Genomic DNA, 22,849 nt, shown 5'->3' with positions numbered 1-22,849 from the left:
TGGCTAACAAAAAAGGTCGGAAATGCCGATTGTGCGCGAGGGGGTGTGCTGTTAAGGTGGGGGTAATGTAAACAGTACCTTTGGAATCGGGGGCGACCAATGGGGCAGATCAAAAACAGAGTGAACGGCTTTCATAAGTTGTTGTTTTCTTACTTATTCATTTTGCTCATTCCGATCATCATCGGCGCTTATGTCCACTACCAGACGTTGAACGCGTTCGAAGAGGAAGCGAAGCGCACCGGCACCGCGATGCTGGAGCAGACGAGCAAGATCGTGGACGAACAGCTGAATTTCATTCTCGGTGTAACCAACCGTCTCAGCGCCGACACCAACGTCCTGCGGTTCGCGAACGTATCGCTGCCGCTCTCGGATCAGCACCATTACGAGCTGATGGAGATGTCGGAGGAGCTGGCCAGCCATCAATATTTAAACGTATACGTGAAAGACATCCTGCTCTATTTTAAAAAGTCGGATACGATCTTGACGACGCGCGGCATTTATCACGGGAGCGAAGAATACGACCATTTCCTCCGGTACGGCGATTTGTCCTACGAGGAGTGGTCGTCCTTGATGACGGCGCCCGCCTACACGTTCCACGAACCGGCGACCGTCCATGCGATCAACGGGGCGTACGAGACGGTCGCGTTCACGGCGCCGATCAATCTCGGCGCGGGACGGCAGACCGAAGGGGCGATCATCGTCTACGTCGACGAGGCGAGAATTCGGAATTTGCTGCTGCCGCTGACGAACAGCGTCGGCGGGTGGGCGTTCGCGGCCAACAAGGAAGGCGCGCTGATGGTTTCGACCGGCCCGGAGGGAGAGCTGCCGGTCGAAGCGCTGCGGACGCTGCCCCGGACGAACGGGTACGTCGACTACGGCGGGGAGAAATACTACGTCACGTCGACGGAGTCTCGATTCTCCTGGTGGGAATATTTCTCGATCATTCCGCAAGAGACGTTCCTCGAGCGGTTGACGTACATTCGCCGGACGATTCTCTCGATTACGGCGCTGTCGCTCATCGCGGGCGCGCTGACGGCGCTCTATATGTCGTACCGCCACCGGAAGCCGCTCGCCCGGCTGCTTCAAGAAATGAAGAAGTCGGGAAAATTCCACCGCGACGCGGGGGAAGACGAATTCGAATACATCTTGAACACGTACAAGAACATGGCGAACAGTCACGACGACCTCAAGGGCGTCATGGAACAGCAGCTGCCTGTGCTGCAGAACGTATTTATCGAAAAAGTGATGAGGGGCGAATTCAAGAGCGAAGAAGAAACGCGGACGTTCGCGGATCGAGCGAAGCTGACGCTTCGCGGGGACAGCTTCCTGTGGGTCGTCATCCGGATCGAAAAGTACGGCGGCGCGATCACGGACGAAATCGTGCAGGAGCTGCAGTTCAATAAATTCGTTATGAAAAATTTGGCGAACGACCTGATCGGAGCCGCGGTGTTCGCCCACGACATCAGCGAGGACGCGGTGGCGTTCCTCATCGGCGCTCCGGAGCCGGAGGGCGAAGAGGAGCTGGAAGGCAAGCTGAACAAGCTGATCTATTTCACCGCGGAGAAGTTCCGGTTCAACGTGCGGTGCGCCGCGGGCTCCCGCCAGCCGCGCATCGCCGACAGCTGGAAATCGTATTACGAGGCGGTCGGGGCGCTCGACTTCGCGGAGTTGAACCGAATCACCTGGTCCGAGCTGCTGGAGCTGACCAACGAGTACTACTACCCGCTCGAAATCGAAAACAAGCTGGTCCAAACGGTGAAGGCGGGGGAGGAAGCCGCCCTTGCATCGCTGCTCGAGCATATCGAAGACGGCAACTTCCGCCAGAGAATGCTGTCCGTCGATAGCAAGCAGCAGCTCATCATGGAAATGAAGGGGACCGTGTATAAAATTGCGGGACAAATCCGCAAAGACGACGCGGCGTTCCGCCGCTCGATCGAACGGGAGACGGAGACGCTGAGCCTTGACGACGCGATGCAAGCGTTCGGCTCGTTGTCCGACACGTTCGGCAAGCTTCTGGATTACAACAAGCAGCAGAGGAAAGATCAAAACCACGAGCTCATTCATCTCATGCTGGAGTACGTAGACCGGTATTTCGACGACGCGTCGTTGTCGCTCTCCACGCTGTCGACGCACTTCGCGTTGACGGAAAATTATATTTCGTTCCTGTTCAAGGATCGAACGCAGAACAACTTCTCCACGTATTTGGAAAATTTGCGGATGGAGAAGGCTTGCGAACTGCTGACGGAGACGTCTTTGTCCGTGCAGGAGATCGCTGCGAAGGTCGGATACGCGAACGACAAATCGTTCCGACGAGCGTTCAAGCGGGTCAAAGGCATACAGCCGACCGCGTTCAGGGAGCAAGCGAAGGAGCATGTGCATCAGCAGGCGCGCTAATACCTAGTTTGTAAACGATTCCAAACCTGAAAGGGAGCGATGTTTCATGTTCGATTGGATGCCTTACGCCGTGCCGGAGCCGAAAAAAATTCGCCTTATCGTCAATACGGACGCCGCCAACGAAGCGGACGACCAATTCGCGATCGCGCATGCGCTGCTGACGCCGAGATTCCGCATCGAAGGATTGATCGGAGCGCATTTCGGCACGAGGAGCGCGACGTCGCTCGAGGAGTCCTGCGCCGAAATCGAAAAGCTGCTGCGGCTGATGAAGCTGGAGGACCGATACGCCGCCGTTCCCGGCGCGCCCGGCGCGATGCCGGACGAGAGGACGCCGGTGCCGTCGGCGGGGGCGGAGCTCATCGTCAAGGAGGCGCTGCGCGACGATCCTGCGCCGCTGTTCGTAATTTTCCTCGGGCCGCTGACCGATCTCGCGAGCGCGTATTTGGCGGACCCGCGCATCGCGGACAGGCTGACGGCGGTTTGGATCGGCGGAGGGACATACCCGAACGGCGGGGCGGAATTCAACGCCGGCAACGATATCGCCGCGGCCAACGTCGTGCTCGGCTCCCCGATCGAGCTGTGGCAGGTGCCGAAGAACGTATATTCGATGATTCGCGTAAGCCTTGCGGAGCTGGCCGTTCGGGTGCGGCCGCAGGGGGAGCTCGGTCGGTATTTGTTCGACCAGCTCGTCGCCTTCAACGTAAATTGGGGCGATCAACCGCGTTGGCCCAAAGGCGAAATGTGGATGCTCGGCGACTCGCCGGCCGTCTCGCTCCTGCTCGACGACCACGCGTTCGAGTACGACCTGCGGCCCGCGCCGAGAATTCGGCAGGACGGCTCGTACGAGCCGGCGTCCGGCGATTCGCCGCGCCTCATCCGCGTGTACCGCTCGGTCGACTCCAGATTCACGCTGGAAGACATGTACGCCAAGCTGGCGCTGTTCCATGAAGCGTCCTCGGGTCCGGATCCGGCCGCGCCTTGGGGGAAGCGATCGTAGAAACGGTGTGGGTCTGCGATAAAACGGTGTGCCGTTCCTCGTTCCCGTAAGCGATGGGTGCCGATCGGAGGGAATGTACCTTGCGGCTTCGTATGGCGTCTTGGTACATTGGCGTCGAGCGGCACCGCCCAAGCCGGACCGCGAAATCGAAAGAAGGAGAGAAGGCCATGGATGTGCGGCAACAAGCTCCGATCCGGTCCGCGTCGGCCGGAATCGGGAAGTGGTCGCAGCTGCGCCGGGAGATCGTCAAGCATCGCTTGCTGCTGCTGATGCTCGCGCCGGGGTTCGCGTACTACTTCATCTTCCAGTACTTGCCCATGTACGGCATCTTGGTCGCGTTCAAAGACTTCAAGCTGAACGCGAGCCTCGGCTATATTGAAAACGTATTCACGAGCACGTGGGTCGGGCTGAAGCATTTTACCGCGTTCGTGGAGAGTCCGAATTTTTGGAAGCTGCTTCGTAACACGATTCTGCTGAGCTTGTATAACACGGTGTTCGGATTTCCCGCGCCGATCCTGTTCGCGATTTTGCTGAACGAGGTGCGGCACATGCTGTACAAGAAATTCGTGCAAACCGTCAGCTACTTGCCGTATTTCATCTCCACCGTCGCCGTCATCGGCATGCTTAAGATGCTGCTCTCTCCCGAATCCGGAGCGATCAACAATTTGCTCTATGCGCTGTTCGGCCTCGAGAAGACGTACTATTTCGGGGACGCGGACTGGTTCCGGACGCTGTTCGTCACCTCCGACATCTGGCAGAAGCTCGGCTGGGGCTCGATCATCTATTTGGCGGCGCTGTCCAAGGTGAATCCGGAGATGTACGAGTCGGCCGTCATCGACGGCGCGCGGCGGACGCAGCAAATTTGGCATATTACGCTGCCGGCGCTGAAGACGACGATCGTCGTCATGCTCCTGCTCAATTTGTCCGGTTTATTGGACGTCGGCGTGGAGAAGGTGCTGCTGATGTACAGCCCCGCGACGTACGAAACGGCGGACGTGCTGTCGACTTACATTTACCGGCGAGGCCTGGTCGACATGAGCTACAGCTTCGGCACCGCCGTCGAATTGTTTAACGGAGTCGTGAATCTGGTTATTCTGGTCGCGGCGAATTATGCGGCCCGGAAATTAACGAACGAAAGCTTATGGTAGGAGGCGGCAGACATGGTGAAGGATCGCTCGTTTTCATCGAAAGCGCTGGATGTCGTTACGCACAGCGTCATGGTCGCCGTCGTGCTGGTCACGCTGCTGCCGTTCGTCCACATCGTGGCGATTTCGTTCAGCGGACCGAAGGACGTCGTGGCCGGGAACGTGTTTTTATGGCCCGTAAACTTCGATCTGGTGGCTTACAAGCTCATTTTCAGCAATTTCCTCATCCCGAAATCGTTCGTCAATTCCGTGATCATCACGGTGCTCGGGACGGCCATCAATATGGCTGTGACCGTCATAACCGCCTATCCGCTGGCGAAAAGCACGCTGCCGTTCCGCTCTTTCTTCCTCAAGATGTTTCTGCTGACCATGTTTTTCAGCGGCGGCTTGGTGCCGAAGTTTCTGCTCGTCAATTCGCTCGGCATGTACGACTCGTTCTGGGCGCTGACGGTGCCGCTCGCCATCAACACGTACTTCCTGATCATCATGCTGTCGTTCTTTAAGAACTTCCCGAGAGAAATCGAAGAGTCCGCGAAGATGGACGGCTGCAACGAGCTGCAGGTGCTGCTTCGCATCGTGCTGCCGCTGTCCATGGCGTCGGTCATGACGATCGGGCTGTTTTACGCGGTGCAGCACTGGAATTCCTACTTCCAAGCGCTGCTGTACATCAACTCGAACGATAAATATCCGCTGCAGCTCATTTTGCGGCAAATCGTCCTGCAATCGCAGGTGCAGAACCTGATGCAAGGGACCCCGGTCGATTACCAGACGCAGGTCAATTCGGAGAGCCTCAAATACGGAACGCTCGTCATCTCGATCGTGCCGATGCTGGTTCTTTACCCGTTCGTCCAAAAGTATTTCGTCCGCGGGGTCATGATCGGTTCGCTCAAAGGGTAACCGCCGCACGCGGATATGGAAAGGGGGTGCCGCCGCGAGACGCCAGCCGTAACAACGACGCAATGTACGTTAAAAAAGGGCGATTCACATTTGAAGGAGGTTCTTAAGCATGCCAAAGAGAACATTCGCAGCATGGATCAGCATGATCGTCGCGCTGTCGTTCGTCCTCTCCGCCTGCAGCGCCGGGAACGGCGCCGGTTCGGACGGAGGAACGACCCAGACCCAGCCCGCGTCGACCGACGGCGCGTCGAGCGATGCCGCGCCGGCGAACGAGGGGCCGAAACTGCTGGAATACGAGGTCATTGCGGAGTATCAAAACCTTCCCGACGAAAACCCGACGATGAAAGATCGGCTCGTGATGGAAAAGTTCAACATCAAAACCAACACGAACTACATCACGCTTGCAGAAGGGCTGGAGAAGTTAAGCGTCTTGTTCGCGAGCGGCAACTACCCGGACTACATTCCGAACCTGAATCACGAAGCGGAAGTGAAAAAATGGGGCGACGCCGGCTTCCTGGTGCCGTTCTCCGAACATCTAGACGCCATTCCGGAATACCGGAAATGGTGGACGGACGAGGAATGGAACGTCATGCTGGATTTCGCGCAAAACGCCGACGGCAAACTGTATTATTTGCCGGCTAAAAACTATCGCAGCCACTCGAAGGCGTGGATTTACCGCAAGGACGTGTTCGACAAGCTCGGCCTCACGTTCCCGGAAACGCTGGACGAATTGTACGAAACGTTGAAAGCGCTAAAAGCCGCGTATCCCGATTCGACGCCGATTTCGAACCGCGGCAAGGACAGCGTCATCGGCATCGCCGTCCTCGCCCACCGGCTGCCCGGCGATATGTGGTACGGCTTCGAAGGGTTCTATCGGGATCCGGACGCGAACAACGAGGTCATGTATGCGCAGGCGACGGATAAATTCCGCGAATCGTTAAAGTTCTTAAACAAGCTGTACAAAGAAGATCTCATCGAGAAAGAATTCCCGACGATGACGACCGAGCAGTGGACGCAGCGCGGCGTGAGCGGCCGCTCCTTCCTCATGTATGATTACGCAACGCGCGCGGCGTATTTCCAGAACCTGATGCAGGATACGCCGGAAGCGAAATGGGAATGGGCGCCGGTCAACATGTCGACGGGCGACAAGCCGGGCTTCGTCGACCGGGAGCTGCCGTTCTTCTCGTACGGTCCGATCATTACGAGCAAGCTCGAAGGCGAGCGGCTGGACCGCATTTTGGAATATTTCAACTGGGCGGCTTCTCCCGAGGGCGTCAAGTTCCATACGCTCGGCGTTGAAGGCGAGACGTACGAGGTCGTGGACGGGAAGCCGCAGTACAGCAACGGCGCGGCCGACAAGCACGAGATGTTCCAGAAGACCGGCTTCATCGAGTTCCTCGTGACGGATCCGGAATACGTCCAATCGAATCCGGATCGTCAGATGGATTTGGCGGTGTCGGAGACGTTCAAGGATAAGCCGTACGTGCCGTTCACGGCGTTCAAGATGTCCCCCGAGGACCGGGAAACGGCGAACAGCCTGATCACGGGCGTGACGGACATCGCGGAGCAGTTCTACGTCAAGGCGATCATGGGGCAAGTCGATATCCATGACGACGCGGCATGGAACCAGTACATTCAAGAGCTGAACCAAGCCGGACTTGAACAGCTGCTCGAGCTTCACCGCAAGGCGGTTCAATAATCCGCATCGTCCAACAAGGGGTTCCCGGCCGTTCGGTCGGGAACTTGCCTTTGCGAGGCTAATTTTCCAAGGAGGCAGCTTATGAACAACGTAACGATTGCAGTCCCGGCCGGCGCGAGTCCGCGCGTGCGCGTCGGCGCCGGCTTGCTCGAGCGTGCGCTGCGGAACGCGGGCTTCGATGTCGCGTACGCGGAGGAGCATTGGTCGGTGTCGGACTACCGGCGAACCGAAGGCGTGAAAATCGCGATCGGCGACCGCGCCGCGACGCCGTTCCTCCGCGAGCTGGAAGAGAACGAGGTGCTGCTGTACCATACAGACCCGCCGGAGGGCGAAGGCTTCTATTTGGCGTCGCTGCCGGGTTCGTTATACGTCGTAGCGGGCGGAGGAGATACGGGCGTGCTGTACGGCTGCCAAGAGCTGGCTTCGCTCGTCGCGGAGCGCGGGGAGCTGCCTGATGAGCTGGCCTACGGGGACGCCCCCGCCATGAAGCTGCGCGGCCCGGCGATTCCTCTGCAGCTGACGAAGGTGGAGCCGCCGAGACGAACGTACGAATACCCGATTACGCCGAGCCGGTTCCCGTGGTTTTACGACAAGCCGCTGTGGATCGATCACCTCGACCGGCTGTTGGAATACCGGTGCAACGTCATCTACATCTGGACCGGCCACCCGTTCTCCTCGCTCGTTCGGCTGAAGGAATATCCCGAAGCGATGGAGGTGACGGAGGACGAATTCCGGCTGAACGTCGAGACGTTCCGCTGGCTCGCGGAGGAGTGCGACCGGCGCGGCATCTGGCTCGTGCTGAAATTTTACAACATCCACATTCCGCTGCCGTTCGCGGAGAAGCACGGTCTCGATCTGCACCAGCCGAAGCCGCTGCCGCTCACGAGCGACTATTACATTCGGTCGATCGCCGAATTCATTCGGACGTTCCCGAACGTCGGGCTCATGGTGTGTCTCGGGGAAGCGCTGCAGGGCGCGCTCTACGGCGTCGAGTGGTTCAACGAAACGATTCTCGAGGGCGTGATGGAAGGGCTTAAGGACCTGGATGTCAAAGAGCTGCCGCCGATCATCGTCCGGGCGCACGCGATTCCGGCGGAGAAGGTGATGGAAGCGGCGATTCCGAAATACGCGAACCTGTTCACGGAGGCGAAGTACAACGGAGAGTCGCTCACGACGTACACACCGCGCGGCCGCTGGCAGGACATTCACCGGCATTTGGCTTCGCTGCATTCGGTGCATTTGTTCAACGTGCATATTTTGGCGAATCTCGAGCCGTTCCGGTACGGATCGCCGAGCTTCATCCAGAAATGCGTCCAGGCGGCGAAATACCGGCTTCACGTGAACGGGATTCACCTATACCCGCTGTTTTATTGGGATTGGCCGTACGCGCCGGACCGCGCGGAACCTCGCCTGCTGCAGATGGAGCGCGATTGGATCTGGTTCGCGGCGTGGTTCCGATATGCGTGGAATCCGGATCTGGATCCGAAGGCGGAGCGGGAATATTGGATCGGCAAGCTGGCCGAGCGGTACGGGAACCGGGAGGCGGGCGAGGCGATCCTAGACGCGTACGAGGCGTCGGGGGAATGCGCGCCGAAGCTGCTGCGGCGGTTCGGCATTACGGAGGGCAACCGCCAGACGATGAGCCTCGGCATGACGATGAGCCAGCTGACGAACCCCGCGCGCTACCGGCCGTGGGCGGAGCTGTGGGAGTGCCAGGCGCCGCAAGGGGAGCGGCTGGACGTCTACGTCGAGCGCGAGACGAGCGGGCAGCCCCATATCGGGGAGACGCCCGTCGACATCATCGAGAACGCGGAGCGCCACGCCGCGAAGGCGGAGCGGGCGATTCACAAGGCGCGCCGCCATGTGTCCCGAGACCGGGAAGAGTTCGAACGGCTCTCGACCGATATCGAGGCGATCGCGCTGATGACGCGCGCGTATACGCACAAGGCGAGGGCGGCGATCGAGATCTTGACGTACAAAGCGCTCGCACGGGGCGATTATTTGACGCACTTGGACCGGCTGGAGGCGGCCGCGCCGAGCTTCCGCGAAAGCTTGGAGCAGTACCGCTTGCTGGCCGCGCTGACGGAGCGGACGTATTTGTTCGCCAACAGCATGCAGACGCCGCAGCGGAAGGTGCCGTTCCCGAACGGCGAAACGTTCCGGCATTGGAAGGACTGCCTTCCGCTGTACGAGGAGGAGTTCGCCGTCTTCCTGCGGCGGCTCGACGCGCTGCGTTCCGGGAAGCTGCCCGAGACGGTCGCCTTCCTGTCGCGGCCGACCGAACGGTACGCGCAGGCGGCGTTCGCGGTGCACACGCCGGGCGCGGAGACGTACGAGCTGCGCGTTCAGAGCAAGCTGTTCACGGACAACGAGATGCTGGCGTCGAACGTGGCCGAGGAGCTCGTCGGCCTGACCGGCATCCGGTTCAGCTGCGACGAGGCGATTCGGGACGGCGTCCATCTCGACATCGAACTGAAGGAGCCCGCCCGCATTCTCGTCGGCTATTTCAACTCCGCGGACCCGCAGTGGCTGAAGGTGCCGAGTCTCGAGGAGAATACGCATGCCGACGACCGCGGCGGCTTGTCGCCCGTGCTGAAGAACGGGATCGGCGTCTTTTTCCAGCCGAGCGTGAACGTCCACGCTTTCCTCTACGAAGCGGGCCGGCACAAGCTCGTGCTCGGGCAGGGCGCATACGTGATCGCCGGCGTCGTGAAGGCGGATCAGCCGCTGCGCGCGCGGGACGTTGCCGGAGCGGGCAGCGCGGACGATTTGGATTGGCTGTTCGAAGACCGCAGCGCGGACTAGCGCGCGCGGCTCGCCGCGCGCCGGACAGCAAAATCGCGTAACTTTCCGGCAAGATCGGCTAGAGACGCCGCGGACGGGATGTTTTTATAATGAACTCGGAACGAACGAAACCGCAATATCGCATAGGGGGATGGGAGCAATGAAAGCAGGCGCCGCAGCTGAGGAAATCCGGCAGACGGCCGGCGATTCCGCATGGTTTACGCGCGACCGGTTCGGCATGTTCATCCATTGGGGGCTGTATTCTCTCGGTGCCAGACACGAGTGGCTGCAATCCAGAGAATTCATGGATACGGAGCAGTACAGCAAATATTTCAAACGGTTCGACCCGGACCTATACGATCCGGAACTGTGGGCGGATCTCGCGCGGGACGCGGGCATGAAATATTTCGTCGTAACGACGAAGCATCACGAAGGGTTCTGCCTCTGGGATTCGAAGTACACGGATTATAAGGCGACGAACACGCCGGCCGGCAGAGATCTGCTGCGGCCGATGGTCGACGCGTTCCGCTCCCGCGGGCTGAAGACCGGCCTGTACTACTCGCTGCTGGATTGGCATCATCCGGATTACACCGCCGACGTCAAGCATCCGCTTCGGTTTCGGAACGAGTTTTTGGAGAAGGACGCTTCCCGTCATTTCCAAAACTATGTGGATTACATGTTTAACCAAACCAGGGAGCTGCTGACGGAATACGGCCCCGTCGATCTCATGTTTTACGACTTCTCGATTCCCGCAGAGAAGGGGTTCCCGGGGAAAGGCAAAGCGGAATGGCAAAGCGAGAAGCTCGTGAAGATGATCCGGGAGCTTGCGCCGAACATTCTTCTGAACGACCGCCTGCAGGTGGGCGGGGACATTACGACGCCGGAGCAGTATCAGCCGCGGGAGTGGATCCGGGTGAACGGCCGGAGGGTCGTCTGGGAAGCGTGCCACACGTTCAGCGGTTCGTGGGGCTATTACCGGGACGAAGAATCGTGGAAGAGCGTCGATATGCTGGTCAAGATGCTGATCGATACGGTCAGCAAGGGAGGCAACCTGCTGCTTAACGTCGGGCCGACGGGACGCGGGGAAATCGACGAGCGGGCGATCGACCGGCTGAAGGGCATCGGCGAGTGGATGAAGCGTCATCAGCGCTCCATCTACGGCTGCACGGCGGCGCCGGACGAATTCGCCGTCCCGGACGACTGCCGATTCACGTACAACCCCGAGACGAACCGGCTGTATTTGCATATTTTCAGCTGGCCGTTCAAGCATCTGCATCTTCCGGGCTTCTCGGGCCGCGTCGAATACGCGCAGCTGCTGAACGACGCGTCGGAAATCGGGATGGTCGAAGGAAAGCAAGAGATGACGATGGAGGCGGGCGCCTTCAACGAAGGGCGTCCCGCGGACACGCTGACGCTGAAGCTTCCGGTGAAAAAGCCGAACGTTACCGTGCCGGTCATCGAGCTGTTCTTAAAATAAGGCGGGAGGCGAGACATGTGACTGCGGACAGCGACCGCGCGATCCGCCGGCCGGCGCTCGGGCTGCAAGGGCCCGTCGTCGCCTGGCAAGACCCTTGGGCGAAAGAGGAGTCCGACCGCATCATGCGCACGGGGACCGGCATGCCGTATCCGTCGCAGGATCCGACGCCTCCGCCCGATCGATACGTCGAAGCGCTGCAGGAGCTGGGCGCGGAATTTTACGTGCATCACGTCATGCCGAATTTGGCCGGGCAGCGGGAGTTGCTGCGCGATTTGGCGAAGAGCGGCCTGAAAGTATGCCTCGGCAACGAATACGGCAACATCAACGGGCCGTACGTCGAGGGGACGAACCGGTATGACGTGCCGGACGAAGCGGTGCTCGAAGCGGCCGAAAGCGGCGCCCTGATGGGACTGCTGTACGATGAGCCCGAGCATCTGCAAATTAACGCGGGGCAGTACCGGAAGGACGCGTTCCTGCCGCATTGGGGCGCGACCGACGGCCTCTCTTTGGATGCGTCCGCGGACCTGGTGGCGTCCGCGGCGTCGCGGCGCGCCGATCATGTTCGGAGCTTGCTCGAGCGGAACGGCTTCGCGCCGGCGTCGGCTCCGCTCATCAGCGAGCAGGTGTTTCCCGTAATGTTCCATACGATGGCGCGCGGCGGCATGGACGTCTGCCCGAAGGTGATGAAGGAATCGTTCCAGTCGCTGCAGCTCGCCACCGCGCTGGGCGCGGCGAAGCAGTACGGACGAAATCTGTGGATTTGCGCCGATTTGTGGGGACCGGACGTCGGGCCTTGGTTTACCCGCACCTCCGGCTTCCCGGGACATTCCCCGGAGGAATTCGCCTCGGCGCTGCGCATGGCGTACTGGATGGCGCCGAGCCACCTGTTTACGGAAAACGTCGACGTGCTGCTGCGGTACAAGGACGGGCGGTTCGAGCGCACGGAATTCGGCGAGGCGTGGAGCGAGTTCGTCCGCGGCTTCGTGCCGAACCACCCGCTGTCTTGGTCGCACCGGGACGCGAAGGCGGACATCGCCTTCGTGCATGCGGACGACAGCAATTACGGCCAGAACGAGCGGCTGTTCGGCAACCGGACCGTCCCTGCGCCGGAGACGACGCAGAGCGTGTTCCACGTATGGCATCTGCTGAGCCACGGCACGATCCCCGCGCACGGCAGCTGCATGCATATTCCGGGCTACGCCTTCCCGCGCCATCGGCTGAAGGCGGAAGTTCCGCTGGAAGGCTACCCGCTCGAGCGCGGCAGAGAGTGGGGCCGGGGGCAGGGCGTGCACCCGCTGTTTTACCCGATGCGCAACGTGCTCGCGTTCGACGAACGCGTCGGCGAGGCGGAGCTCGCGGACGCGAAGCTCATCGTCGCGGCGGGCTCGCGCATGCCGCAGAAGACGCTGGCGCTGCTTCGCAAGAAGGCCGAAGACGGCGCGCACGTCGTCATCGGCCGCTGGCTCGTCCCGGAAGCGTGGGCGGACAGCGGACGCGTCGGCGGCGGGCGATGGGTCGTCGCGGAGCATTTCCTTGCGGACGACCGGGCGAAGGAAGCGATTCTCCCGTGGATCGGCCGTCCGGACTGCTGGTCGCAGCGGTTCGGCGATACGGAAGTGCGGATGTACAAAGGGGACGACGCGGGGTTCACGCTGGAATTCGAGATCGCCGAGGCGGCCAGCCGGAGCGTGTAAGCGGCCGGCTAGCTCCGTTTGCGGCATTGGGACGGGGAGACGCGTTTGTACTGCTTGAACAGCTGGCTGAAATAATTGACGCTGCCGAAGCCGACAAGGTATGCGATGTCGGTGACCGGCGCCGACGTCTCGAGCAGCAGCCGTTCGGCTACGTTGATCCGATGCAGGTTGACGTACTCGACGAACGTTTTGCCGGTAATCCGCTTGAACGTCCGGCAGAAGTGATACTCGCTGACGTTCACGATCGACGACGCCTGAGAGACGGTCCATTTGTCCGCGTATCGTTCTTCGATGAGGGCGATCAGCTTCTTGAAGCTCGCGTACTGCTCCCGGTCGACGGCGTGCGCTCTCGTCGGGCCGCTCCACGCGTCGTGGTGCCGGATCAAGTGGATGAGCAGCAGGTGCAGCTTCGCTCGGATGGCGAGCTCAAAGCCGACGGAGCGGGCGGCGTACTCGTCGATGAGCCCTTGAACGATGCCGAGCAGCGCCGCGTACTGCGGATGGCCGGAAGGCACGTGCACCGGGAAGAAGCTGCTCCCGGTCACGAACGGGTCGACGACGCGCCGCTGCAACGGATCGGCCGCCGGACCGCCCGCCGCCGACGGATGGAATACGATCGCGGCGTATTCGACCGGCCGATCGTCCTCCGCGAAGCCGGTGTGAATGAGGCCGGAGTTCACAAACAGCAGGTCGCCGGGTCCGGGGCGAATTCGCTCCGAGCCGATATGAAATACGACGGTGCCGCGCTTGAACCAAACGATCTCCCAGTCGTCGTGCCAATGCAGATGCATGATTTGCCTCTCCGGCGGCACGATGTCGAACACCCGGAACGGCAACGACGGATTCGTATGAGGAACTTGCTGTTTCAGCTGGATCGGGTTTGCCATGCGGAGCCTCCTTATCGATCGATGCCGGCGACAGATTTTGATTAAGCGCTTTCATTTTACGTGCATAACGATTATATTAAACTCTGCGGGGCTGGTATATCGGTTGCGCCGCCGCAGCGGGAAAGAGGGAACGATCATGGGATCTGCCGTGTATAACCTCGGCGTCATCGGATTGGGCGAGGGGCGGAGCATCTTGTCCGCCGCGCTGCAAAGCTCGAGATGGAATCTCGTCAGCATGTGCGACATCAACCCGGACATGTGCAAGCTGCGCGAACAAGAATTCGGATTCGATCGCTGGACGACCCAATATGCCGATTTGCTGGAAGACGATTCGATCGACGTCATCGCGATCTATACGCCGGATCAGCTTCATTATACCCATATTAAGCAGGCGCTGGAAGCGGGCAAACATGTCATCTGCACGAAGCCGCTGCTCGTGTCGCTCGACGGCGCCGGGGAGCTGATCGAGCTGTCGCAGTCGACCGGCAAGCATGTGTTCGTCGGGCAGAGCTCGCGCTTCTTCGAGCCGATGATTCGCCAGCGGCAAGATTACGAAGCGGGCAAGCACGGCGAGCTGCAAACGGTGGAGGCTCACTACATTACGGATGCGCGCTGGTTTTTGAAAAAAGGGTGGAGCCGCCAGGCCGGCTTCAGCTGGATGTACAATTTCATGATTCACGCGGTCGATCTCGTCCGGTGGTATATGCCGAACGTGACCGAAGTCATGGGCTTCGGCCGCTGCAGCGCGAACAGCAAAGAGCACGGCATCGAGGCGTTCGACAGCATGCGGTTTCTGCTGCGGGACGACGAAGGCCGAATCGCGACCGCTGCCGGCAATTATACGTCCCCGTCGCTCGGGAAGGCGGCGGAGCCGGCGATCGGCTGCACGCTGCGGGGCACGAACGGCAGCTCCCGCGCCGAATATTCGAATTTGCAGTATCATACGCATTTCGCCGGCGAAGGCAGGCGGACGCAGCGATTCGACGAAAAGCACGCCTACTATTTCCGGTTCGAAGGCGAGAGCCATCATGCGGGAGAGTACCAAAACTACATCGAGTACTTCGCCGACTGCTTGGACCGCGGCGCCGTTCCGCTCCCGGACATCCGGGAAGGCGTGCGGACGATCGCGCTGGTGGAGGCGATGCTTCTCAGCGCGGCGGAAGACGGCCGGCGCGTGACGGTGCAGGAAATGTTGGACCGGCACGGCATCGACGCGTAACGAGACCTGGGAGGCGAATGCGGCATGAGCATGAAAATCGTAATTATCGGCGGAGGCAGCTTCACTTGGACGCCGACGCTCGCGGGCGACCTGTTCCTGCGGGAGCCGCTGCGGGGCGGACATTTGTCGCTGGTCGACTTGGATCGGAACGCGGCCGAAAGCATGAAGCGATATTGCGACATGATGAATGAGGCGCTGAAGAGCGAATGGACGATCGCGGCCGAAAGCTTGGAGCAGGCGCTCGTCGGCGCCGACGTCGTGTGCGTCTCGATTTCGACCGGCGGCCTTGCGGCGATGCACGAGGATTACCATATTCCGGAGAAATACGGCGTGTACCATACGGTGGGCGACACCGTAGGTCCGGGGGGCATCTCCCGAACGCTGCGCAACGTTCCCGTCATGGTCGACATCGCGAGGCAGATGGAGAAGCTGTGCCCGAACGCGTGGATGGTGCATGTGACGAATCCGCTGTCGCAGCTGACGCGGGCCGTCGCGAAGGCGACGTCGATCAAGGTCGTCGGATTATGCCACAATTTCTCCGGCACTGTCTCGATGCTGGCGAATTATCTCGACGCCGCGTACGACGACATCGACGCGGTCAGCGTCGGCGTAAACCACTACACCTGGATGAAGCGCATTACGTGCAAAGGGAAACCTGTCGACCATCTGCTGACCCTCGACCGGTATGTGGACTACCATCGGGAGAAACACGCGGCGCTCCTCACGAACACGACCGACGACATGATCAAAGAAGCGTTGGAAATGAAAACCAACATGGAATATTACTTGAACTTTGTTCTGCACGAACGGCTCGGGTATTTTCCGGTCGGCTCGTCCAACCACGTAGCGGAAAACTTGCCCTACTACTGCAACGACGAGGAGACGCTGCGGCGATACCATATTCGGAGGAAAGGCGTTCTGCCGCGAAGGCAGACGCTGATCGACAACCGAAAGCGGCAGATCGAGCAGGTGTTGTCCGGCGAGCGCCCGGTGCCGGCGCCGAAGCTGTCCCGCGAAGGCTTATCCGCGATCTGCGAGGCGCTTCTCACCGGAAAGCCGGAGCGAATCATCGTGACGATGCCGAACGAGGGGCAAATTTCGAATTTGCCGCTTCATGCGGCGGTGGAGACGTGGGCGATCGCCGGCGGCGGCGGCATTCATCCGGTGATGAGCGGAGACGTGCCGGACGTCGTGCTCGGCTCGATGCTGTCGATCGTGACCGAACAGGAGCTGACGGTAGAAGCGGCGCTTTCGGGCGACAAAGATTTGGTGCGCAAGGCGCTGTACGTCTCGCCGATCGTTCACCGCAAGGACGCCGTCGAGGCGCTGGCGGGCGAATTGCTGGAAGCTCATAAGGCGTACCTGCCGCAATTTTTCGGCACCGTCACCGCATAATTTCCGCCCATGGGCCGACCGGGGCGCGACACCAAGGAGGTAACGCGAGATGAAATGGATGCACACGTTCCGCACCCAATTTCTTGTCGCCTTGCTGACGGTCGTCGCGCCTTTGGTCGGTTTGTTGTTTTGCATCAACACGTACAGCATGAACGTCATTCGCGACGAAGCGGTCCATTCGTATAACAATCTGACGACGATGAACATCGAGTCGATCGATCTGACGCTGCAGGAAGCCAGCGATTTGTTGGAAAACATCGCCCTCAATAACGCACACATCAGCTCGCTGAAGCTGAAAAAATACGGCAGCACCTCGTACATTTACGCCAAATATATGATCATGGAATCGACCGTCCTGAAGGCGGCCGAGCAATGGTATATCGAGGACGGCCCGGCGGGGACCGAGCTCTATCATGAGGGAGGAAGAAACGGATGAACATCGGCGTCGCCGATTACGGCTTGTATGTATGGGATGGCGGACACTACGACTTCGAGGATCGGGCGCTTTCGCTTCAGGAGATTGGTTACGACGGACTCGAACGGCTGACGGCGTTCGGCGCCGAGGAGGCGGTGCGGAAGGCCGCCGCTCTCCGCAAGCACGGGCTCGGGTTCGCGACCGTTCGGGGCCCGAGCGTCGAGCTGTCGATCCAATGGACGGCGGGACTCGGGAAAACGTACGTCTGGACGGACGTCGCAAAAGCGGACGATTTCGATACGTTCTGCCGGCGCGTCAACATCATGACGCATCACGCCCGGCGGTGGGGCGTGCAGGCCGCGCTCCACAACCATATGGGCACGCTCGTCGAAACGCAGGATGAGCTCGAACGGTTTCTTGCCGCTTGCCCGGACACGCAGCTCGTGTTCGACACCGCGCATCTCGCCGCGATGGGCGGCGACTGCGTCGACATCGCGCGGAAATACGCGAACCGGTTCGCGGCGATTCACGTGAAGGATTGGCTGTCCACCGACCCGTCGGCGCCCGAGTGGCATCGGCGGGGGCGGTTTTGCGGCTTGGGCCGAGGCAACATCGGCCTGAACAACCTCGACGTCCTCGCCGCCGCCGCAGACCGCGGTTACGACGGGTGGATTTTCGTGGAGCACGACACGCATCTGCAGGACCCGTACGTCGATTTGGCCGACAGCCGGGCGTATTTGCGCAAAGGAGGATGGTAATATGGCGGAAAGCGCAGGCGCTCCGAAAGCGGAGGCACCGATCCGCATCGGCCTCGTCGGGCTCGGCCGGGCCGGATGGGGCATGCACGCGAAGGAGCTGCAGGGAAGAGAGGAGCGGTTCTTGATTCATGCCGCGTACGACGCGCTGCCGGCTCGCCGAAGCATGGCGCTTGATGCGGGCATTCGCGCGTACGACAGCTTGGAGGCGCTGCTGCGGGACGACGAGATCGAGCTCGTCGACATCGCGACGCGCTCCAGCGACCATTACGCGCATGCGTCGATGGCGCTCGCGGCCGGCAAAGACGTGCTCGTCGAGAAGCCGCTCACGCAGACGTACGACGAGGCGCGCCGGCTGTTCGAGGAGGCGGCCGAGCGGGGCCGGCGCATCTTCGTCCGGCACAACCGACGGTACGATCCGGACTTCCTGCATGTGCGGGAGCTGATCGACAGCGGCATCTTGGGGAACGTGCACTTGATTCGGTTGTGCCGGCATACGTATCAGCGCAGGAAGGACTGGCAGACGATCAAGCAGTACGGCGGCGGACAGCTTCTCAATTGGGGCCCGCACATTATCGACCATGGGCTTCGGCTGCTGGACGGTCCCGTCGCTTCCCATTGGAGCCATCTGCAGCGGGTCGTCGCCGCCGGCGATGCGGAGGACCATCTGAAAATCGTGCTGAAAGGCGCGAACGACCGGCTGGTCGATATCGAAATCAGCGGCGGCGTCGCCATCGGCTCGCCGACCTTCATGGCGCACGGCGACCGGGGGAGCTTGTCGTTGACGGGCAATACGATCCAACTGAAGTATATCGACCCGAACTATCGTCTTGCTCCGCAGGAGGCCGACCCGGGCACGCCGGGCGAGGCGTTCGGCACGACCGGCACGTACGATTCCGGCGAGCGGATTCCGTGGCGCGAGGAGACGATTCCGGTCGGGCCGAAGCAGTCGTTCGAGTTTTGGGACGAATTGTATGAATCGTATCGCGGCGGCAAGCCGTTCCGCATCTCGGCGGAGGAGGCGCTTGAGGTAGTGCGCTTGATCGAGGAAGTGAAGCGGGGCACGCCCTTCGCTTAACGTACAGCCTGCGCGGCGCGGCGGCCGCGCAGGCTTTAATTTCGGTTGAGCGTCGTTAACCGCGCAGCCGCCTGTACGCCAACGGGGAATACCCTGTGAGCTTCTTGAACTTTTTATGAAAATACGGAAGACTTGCGAAGCCGCACTCCTCCGCGACTCACTGCACATGGTCGTTCGTCGAAAGAAGCCGCTCCTTCGCCAAAGCGATGCGCTTCGCCACGACGTAATCGGTCACCGACATGCCGACGGCCTGCTTGAACGTGCGGGAGAAATGCGCCGGCGAAACGGACGTCGCTTTGCACAGCGCCGAGAGGCTCAGGTCCTCCTTCGGGCGCTCGTCGATGTAACGGAGCGCGCTCTCCAGCCAGGTCGGAACGTGGGCGGGCGCTTGTTCGCGCGGGCCGATGTCGGTCCGCACGTCCCGCGACAGGCGGAGCAGCAGCAGCAGCAGACCGTATCGCACGAGCTGCCGGCAGCCTTCCCGCCCGTCTTGCAGCTCCGCATGGAACGAATCGAGCGCGGACGCGACGTATTCCCTCGTCGCGATCGCCGCCGCGGCCCGGAACCGATTCGTCTCCCTTGCCCGCTCGAAGCAGCGGAGCGGCGACAGCGCTTCGCCTTCGTCCGGCTCCGGGCGGATCCATCTCGGGCTGAAAAATACCGCGGTCGACGTCACCGGATGCTGCGCGTCCGGGAACGCGCGGTGGATGCAATTCGGCGGGATGAAGAACAAGTCCCCTGCGCGCATCTCGTAGAACGTTCGGTCGATTAAGAACGTCCCTTGTCCGCTGTACACGTAAACCATCTCGCACCAATCATGCATATGATCCGGCATCTCGTCCTGCGGCCGCTTCGTGTCTTTGTACACCAGTCGGAACGGGAACGGTTCGCCGGAGGGGAACGGCCGGTAAACAGGTTCCATCGGGCTGCGCCTCCTTTCGCTAAAGATAGCAAAATTGATTATGAAAGCGCAATAATTGTTTCTTTTCTTATTCGATTCTGCCGCTAGAATGGGAGTTAAGAAGAGACGGGGGAGAAGTCCATGAAATATCGCAAGCTTGGCAAAACGGGTCTTATGGTGTCCATCCTCAGCTACGGCGCTTCGTCGTTGGGATCCGTCTTCCGGGACACGGACGAACGGGAGAGCGTCCGCACGGTTCATGAGGCCGTAGATCTCGGCATCAATTTGATCGACGTGTCGCCGTATTACGGGCTTACGAAGGCGGAGACGGTGCTCGGGAAGGCGCTGAAGGACATTCCGCGAGACCGGTACTATTTGTCCACGAAGGCGGGACGCTACGGGGTCGATCGATTCGATTTCTCGAAGGCGCGCATCATGGCGAGCGTCGAGGAAAGTCTCGCGCGTCTGCATGTCGACTATATCGACATTTTGTATTTGCACGATATCGAATTCGTTCCGGAACGGATCATTCTGGAAGAAGCGCTGCCGGCGCTCGAAACGCTGAAGGAGCAGGGCAAAATTCGGTTCTCCGGCATCAGCGGGCTGCCGCTCGCGATGTTCGAATCGATGCTGCCGCGCATCGAGGTCGACTCGATTTTGTCGTACTGCCACTATTCGTTGAACGATACGACGCTGCTCGCTCTGCTGCCGCTGCTCGAGGCGCGCGGGGGCGTCGGGCTCGTGAACGCTTCGCCGCTGTCGATGGGTCTGCTGAGCGCAAGAGGGGCGCCGGATTGGCATCCGGCGGACGAAGAGATTCGACGGGTTTGCCGGACGGCGGCGGAGCTTTGCGCGTCGCGCGGCGCGGACATCGCGAAGCTGGCGGTGCAGTTCTCCACGAGCGACGAGCGGATTCCGACGACGCTGGTCAGCACGGCGAATCCGGCCAACCTGCGGAACAACGCGCGCTGGGTCTGCGAGGAGATGGACCGCGAGCTGCTGGCGGCCGTTCAGGAGGCGCTCCGTCCCGTGAAGGATCGGACGTGGCCGAGCGGACGAGCGGAATACAATCGAGATTTGGAGAAACGGGGGAATCCGTCATGAAAGCGATCAGTTGTTTGGAACCGGGGCGGCTTGCGATGATCGACGCGCCGGAGCCCGCCGCGTCCGAAGACGACGTCGTCGTGGACGTCAAGCGGATCGGCATTTGCGGCACGGACCTTCACGCTTATCGAGGAAATCAGCCGTTCTTCGCCTATCCGCGCATCCTCGGACACGAGCTGTCCGGCATCGTGCGGAGCGCCGGCGCTCGCGTGGAAGGGCTGCGGCCGGGAGACCAGGTCGCCGTCATGCCCTATTTGCACTGCGGGGAGTGCATCGCCTGCCGACGCGGGAAGACGAACTGCTGCACGCGCATGCAGGTGCTCGGCGTCCACGTCGACGGCGGGATGCGCGAGCGGATCGCGGTGTCCGCGTCGCATTTGATCCGAACGAACGGGTTAACCTTGGACCAGAGCGCCGTCCTGGAGCCGCTCGGCATCGGCGCGCATGCGGTGCGGAGGTCGGGGCTGCAGGCCGGCGACACCGTTCTCGTCGTCGGCGCGGGGCCGATCGGACTCGGCGTCATGGCGATGGCGAAGCGGCGCGGCGCCGCCGTCATCGCGATGGATATCAACGAGGAGCGGCTGTCGTTCTGCCGCAGCTGGGCTCGCGCGGACGCCTGCGTCAACGCGCTGCGGGAGCCGGAGCAGGCGCTGCTCGAGCTGACGAACGGAGAGATGCCGACGGTCGTGTTCGACGCGACCGGCAGCGCCCGGTCGATGGAGGGGGCGTTCCGCTACCCGGCGCACGGCGGAACGCTCGTGTTCGTCGGCCTCGTGAAATCGAGCATCGCCTTCGACGATCCCGAGTTCCATAAGCGGGAACTGACGCTGATGGGGAGCCGCAACGCGACCAAGGAAGACTTCGACGCCGTCACGGAAGCGATTGCGGCCGGCGACATCGACGTCTCGTCGTTTATTACGCATCGCGCTTCATTCGACGACATGATCCCGCAGTTCGAGACGTGGCTGAAGCCGGAGTCGAAGACGATCAAGGCGATGGTGGAGCTGTAAATTCTTAGGGGTTCCCTAGCGGGAGCCCCTTTACTTTGTCCGTTCCGCTCCTTTCCGGTACTGAGAAGGACCGATGCCGATGAGACGGCGGAACACCTCGGAAAAATGCGCCGCATCCTGGTAGCCCGTCTGTTTGGCGATCGAAGCGATTTTGTGATCCGTGTCGACCAACAAGCCGCATGCCCGCTCGATCCGTTTGAGCTGCACGTATTCCGTAAAGTTCATATCCGTCGCGAGCTGGAACCGCCGGATGAAATGTCTAGCGCTCATCCCGAACCGTTCGGCGAGTTGTTCGACGGTCAACCGCTCCGCGAGATGCGAATGGATGTATTCCAGCACCTCGGCGAACGCCGAAGCGGCCGGCCTCGCGGGGAAAGCGCCGCGATCCGGGCGGAGACGCCGCGCGATGCCTACGATCAACTGCATGACAAGTCCGAACACGATCGTTTCGTACCCCAAGGATCTCTCCGTAAATTCCCGGTGCAGCCGTTCGAACATAGGGACGAACTCCATGCTCCTGTCCGACAGCGCGACGTGGGAGCCGGGGGGCCCGTCGAACATGGCGAAAGGTCGATCCCCGTCGACGCCCGCGCCGATCCCCGACAGCCATCGCTTCCATTCCGACACGAACTCCGGCCTGATGCACAGGTTGTACACGGCGAGCTTCCCCGAGGCGCCTTTGGGGCGCAGCACGTGGGACGTGCCCACGGGCAGGACGTACAAGCATCCTTTCTCCGCTTTCTCCACCTGGTCGCTGACGTAATGGTAGCCTTCGCCTGCGACGACATATACGATTTCTAAATACGCATGGTCGTGCTTCCGCAAGTCGAAGCCTTCTTCCCAGCGGTTCATATAAAAAGGAAACGCGCCTTCAAAATGCTCGGAGAGCGCGGAATGGTGGATCGGCGTTTTCACGCCTTTGGCCCGGATTCGGCCCGTTTTGTCATGATCGTCCATAATCTTTGTCACTTCTCCCCGATTTCTTGTGCGCAAGCCTA

17 protein-coding genes and 1 pseudogene are annotated in these 22,849 nt (G+C 60.9%); 15 read left to right on the top strand and 3 right to left on the bottom strand.

Annotation, left to right across the window (positions count from 1 at the left end):
* Positions 1-99 precede the first annotated feature (99 nt).
* The 8 genes from VE009_RS13740 (at position 100) to VE009_RS13705 (ending at position 13,087) form a co-directional block, all read left to right on the top strand.
* Positions 100-2,394 (top strand): AraC family transcriptional regulator, encoded by a 2,295-nt coding sequence (locus VE009_RS13740; protein ID WP_325008495.1) that lies wholly within the window; start codon positions 100-102, stop codon positions 2,392-2,394.
* 46 nt (positions 2,395-2,440) lie between these two features.
* Positions 2,441-3,391 (top strand): nucleoside hydrolase, encoded by a 951-nt coding sequence (locus VE009_RS13735; protein ID WP_325008493.1) that lies wholly within the window; start codon positions 2,441-2,443, stop codon positions 3,389-3,391.
* A gap of 167 nt (positions 3,392-3,558) precedes the next feature.
* A complete protein-coding gene (locus tag VE009_RS13730; RefSeq protein WP_325008491.1) occupies positions 3,559-4,539 on the top strand; it encodes an ABC transporter permease in 981 nt (326 codons plus the stop codon).
* Positions 4,540-4,551: 12 nt separating this feature from the next.
* On the top strand, positions 4,552-5,433 hold the full coding sequence (locus tag VE009_RS13725; protein ID WP_325008490.1) for a carbohydrate ABC transporter permease: 882 nt from the start codon (positions 4,552-4,554) through the stop codon (positions 5,431-5,433).
* A gap of 109 nt (positions 5,434-5,542) precedes the next feature.
* Positions 5,543-7,132 (top strand): extracellular solute-binding protein, encoded by a 1,590-nt coding sequence (locus VE009_RS13720; RefSeq protein WP_325008488.1) that lies wholly within the window; start codon positions 5,543-5,545, stop codon positions 7,130-7,132.
* Between the two features lie 81 nt (positions 7,133-7,213).
* The gene (locus VE009_RS13715; protein WP_325008486.1) at positions 7,214-9,937 is read left to right on the top strand and encodes a hypothetical protein; all 2,724 of its coding nucleotides are present in this window, start codon (positions 7,214-7,216) and stop codon (positions 9,935-9,937) included.
* 139 nt (positions 9,938-10,076) lie between these two features.
* Positions 10,077-11,393, top strand: a complete 1,317-nt coding sequence (locus VE009_RS13710; RefSeq protein WP_325008484.1) for an alpha-L-fucosidase — start codon at positions 10,077-10,079, stop codon at positions 11,391-11,393.
* 17 nt (positions 11,394-11,410) lie between these two features.
* Positions 11,411-13,087, top strand: coding sequence for a hypothetical protein (locus VE009_RS13705; RefSeq protein ID WP_325008482.1), 1,677 nt, complete (start codon positions 11,411-11,413; stop codon positions 13,085-13,087).
* 8 nt (positions 13,088-13,095) lie between these two features.
* Here VE009_RS13705 and VE009_RS13700 read toward each other — a convergent pair whose 3' ends face one another.
* Positions 13,096-13,974: an AraC family transcriptional regulator gene (locus VE009_RS13700; RefSeq protein WP_325008480.1), complete on the bottom strand. Its 879-nt coding sequence runs from the start codon at positions 13,972-13,974 to the stop codon at positions 13,096-13,098.
* Between the two features lie 136 nt (positions 13,975-14,110).
* Here VE009_RS13700 and VE009_RS13695 point away from each other — a divergent pair, with 136 nt between their 5' ends.
* From VE009_RS13695 to VE009_RS13675, 5 genes are read left to right on the top strand one after another with little or no spacing between them, the layout of a single operon-like run.
* Complete coding sequence (locus VE009_RS13695) at positions 14,111-15,193, top strand: Gfo/Idh/MocA family oxidoreductase (protein WP_325008478.1); 1,083 nt, start codon at positions 14,111-14,113, stop codon at positions 15,191-15,193.
* A gap of 24 nt (positions 15,194-15,217) precedes the next feature.
* Entirely contained in the window at positions 15,218-16,588 is a 1,371-nt protein-coding gene (locus VE009_RS13690) for a hypothetical protein (protein ID WP_325008476.1), read from the top strand.
* 49 nt (positions 16,589-16,637) lie between these two features.
* Positions 16,638-17,024: a hypothetical protein gene (locus VE009_RS13685; protein ID WP_325008475.1), complete on the top strand. Its 387-nt coding sequence runs from the start codon at positions 16,638-16,640 to the stop codon at positions 17,022-17,024.
* A complete protein-coding gene (locus VE009_RS13680) occupies positions 17,021-17,761 on the top strand; it encodes a sugar phosphate isomerase/epimerase (RefSeq protein ID WP_325008473.1) in 741 nt (246 codons plus the stop codon). Before VE009_RS13685 ends, VE009_RS13680 begins: the two co-directional genes overlap by 4 nt.
* A gap of 1 nt (position 17,762) precedes the next feature.
* Positions 17,763-18,836 (top strand): Gfo/Idh/MocA family oxidoreductase, encoded by a 1,074-nt coding sequence (locus VE009_RS13675; protein ID WP_325008471.1) that lies wholly within the window; start codon positions 17,763-17,765, stop codon positions 18,834-18,836.
* Positions 18,837-18,891: 55 nt separating this feature from the next.
* Here the strand turns inward: VE009_RS13675 and VE009_RS13670 are convergent.
* Positions 18,892-19,758 (bottom strand): annotated as a pseudogene (locus VE009_RS13670) (AraC family transcriptional regulator).
* Positions 19,759-19,878: 120 nt separating this feature from the next.
* Here VE009_RS13670 and VE009_RS13665 point away from each other — a divergent pair.
* Both VE009_RS13665 and VE009_RS13660 read left to right on the top strand, forming a co-directional pair.
* Positions 19,879-20,841: an aldo/keto reductase gene (locus tag VE009_RS13665; RefSeq protein ID WP_325008467.1), complete on the top strand. Its 963-nt coding sequence runs from the start codon at positions 19,879-19,881 to the stop codon at positions 20,839-20,841.
* On the top strand, positions 20,838-21,851 hold the full coding sequence (locus tag VE009_RS13660; protein ID WP_325008465.1) for a zinc-binding alcohol dehydrogenase family protein: 1,014 nt from the start codon (positions 20,838-20,840) through the stop codon (positions 21,849-21,851). The genes VE009_RS13665 and VE009_RS13660 overlap by 4 nt, the downstream gene beginning before the upstream one ends.
* 30 nt (positions 21,852-21,881) lie before the next feature.
* Here VE009_RS13660 and VE009_RS13655 read toward each other — a convergent pair whose 3' ends face one another.
* Positions 21,882-22,808, bottom strand: a complete 927-nt coding sequence (locus VE009_RS13655; RefSeq protein WP_325008463.1) for an AraC family transcriptional regulator — start codon at positions 22,806-22,808, stop codon at positions 21,882-21,884.
* Positions 22,809-22,849: the final 41 nt, after the last annotated feature.

This window comes from Paenibacillus sp., from assembly GCF_035645195.1.
GTDB lineage: Bacteria > Bacillota > Bacilli > Paenibacillales > YIM-B00363 > Paenibacillus_AE.
Note: the sequence above shows the minus strand (reverse complement) of the source record. Positions and strands in the feature narration are given on the sequence as shown.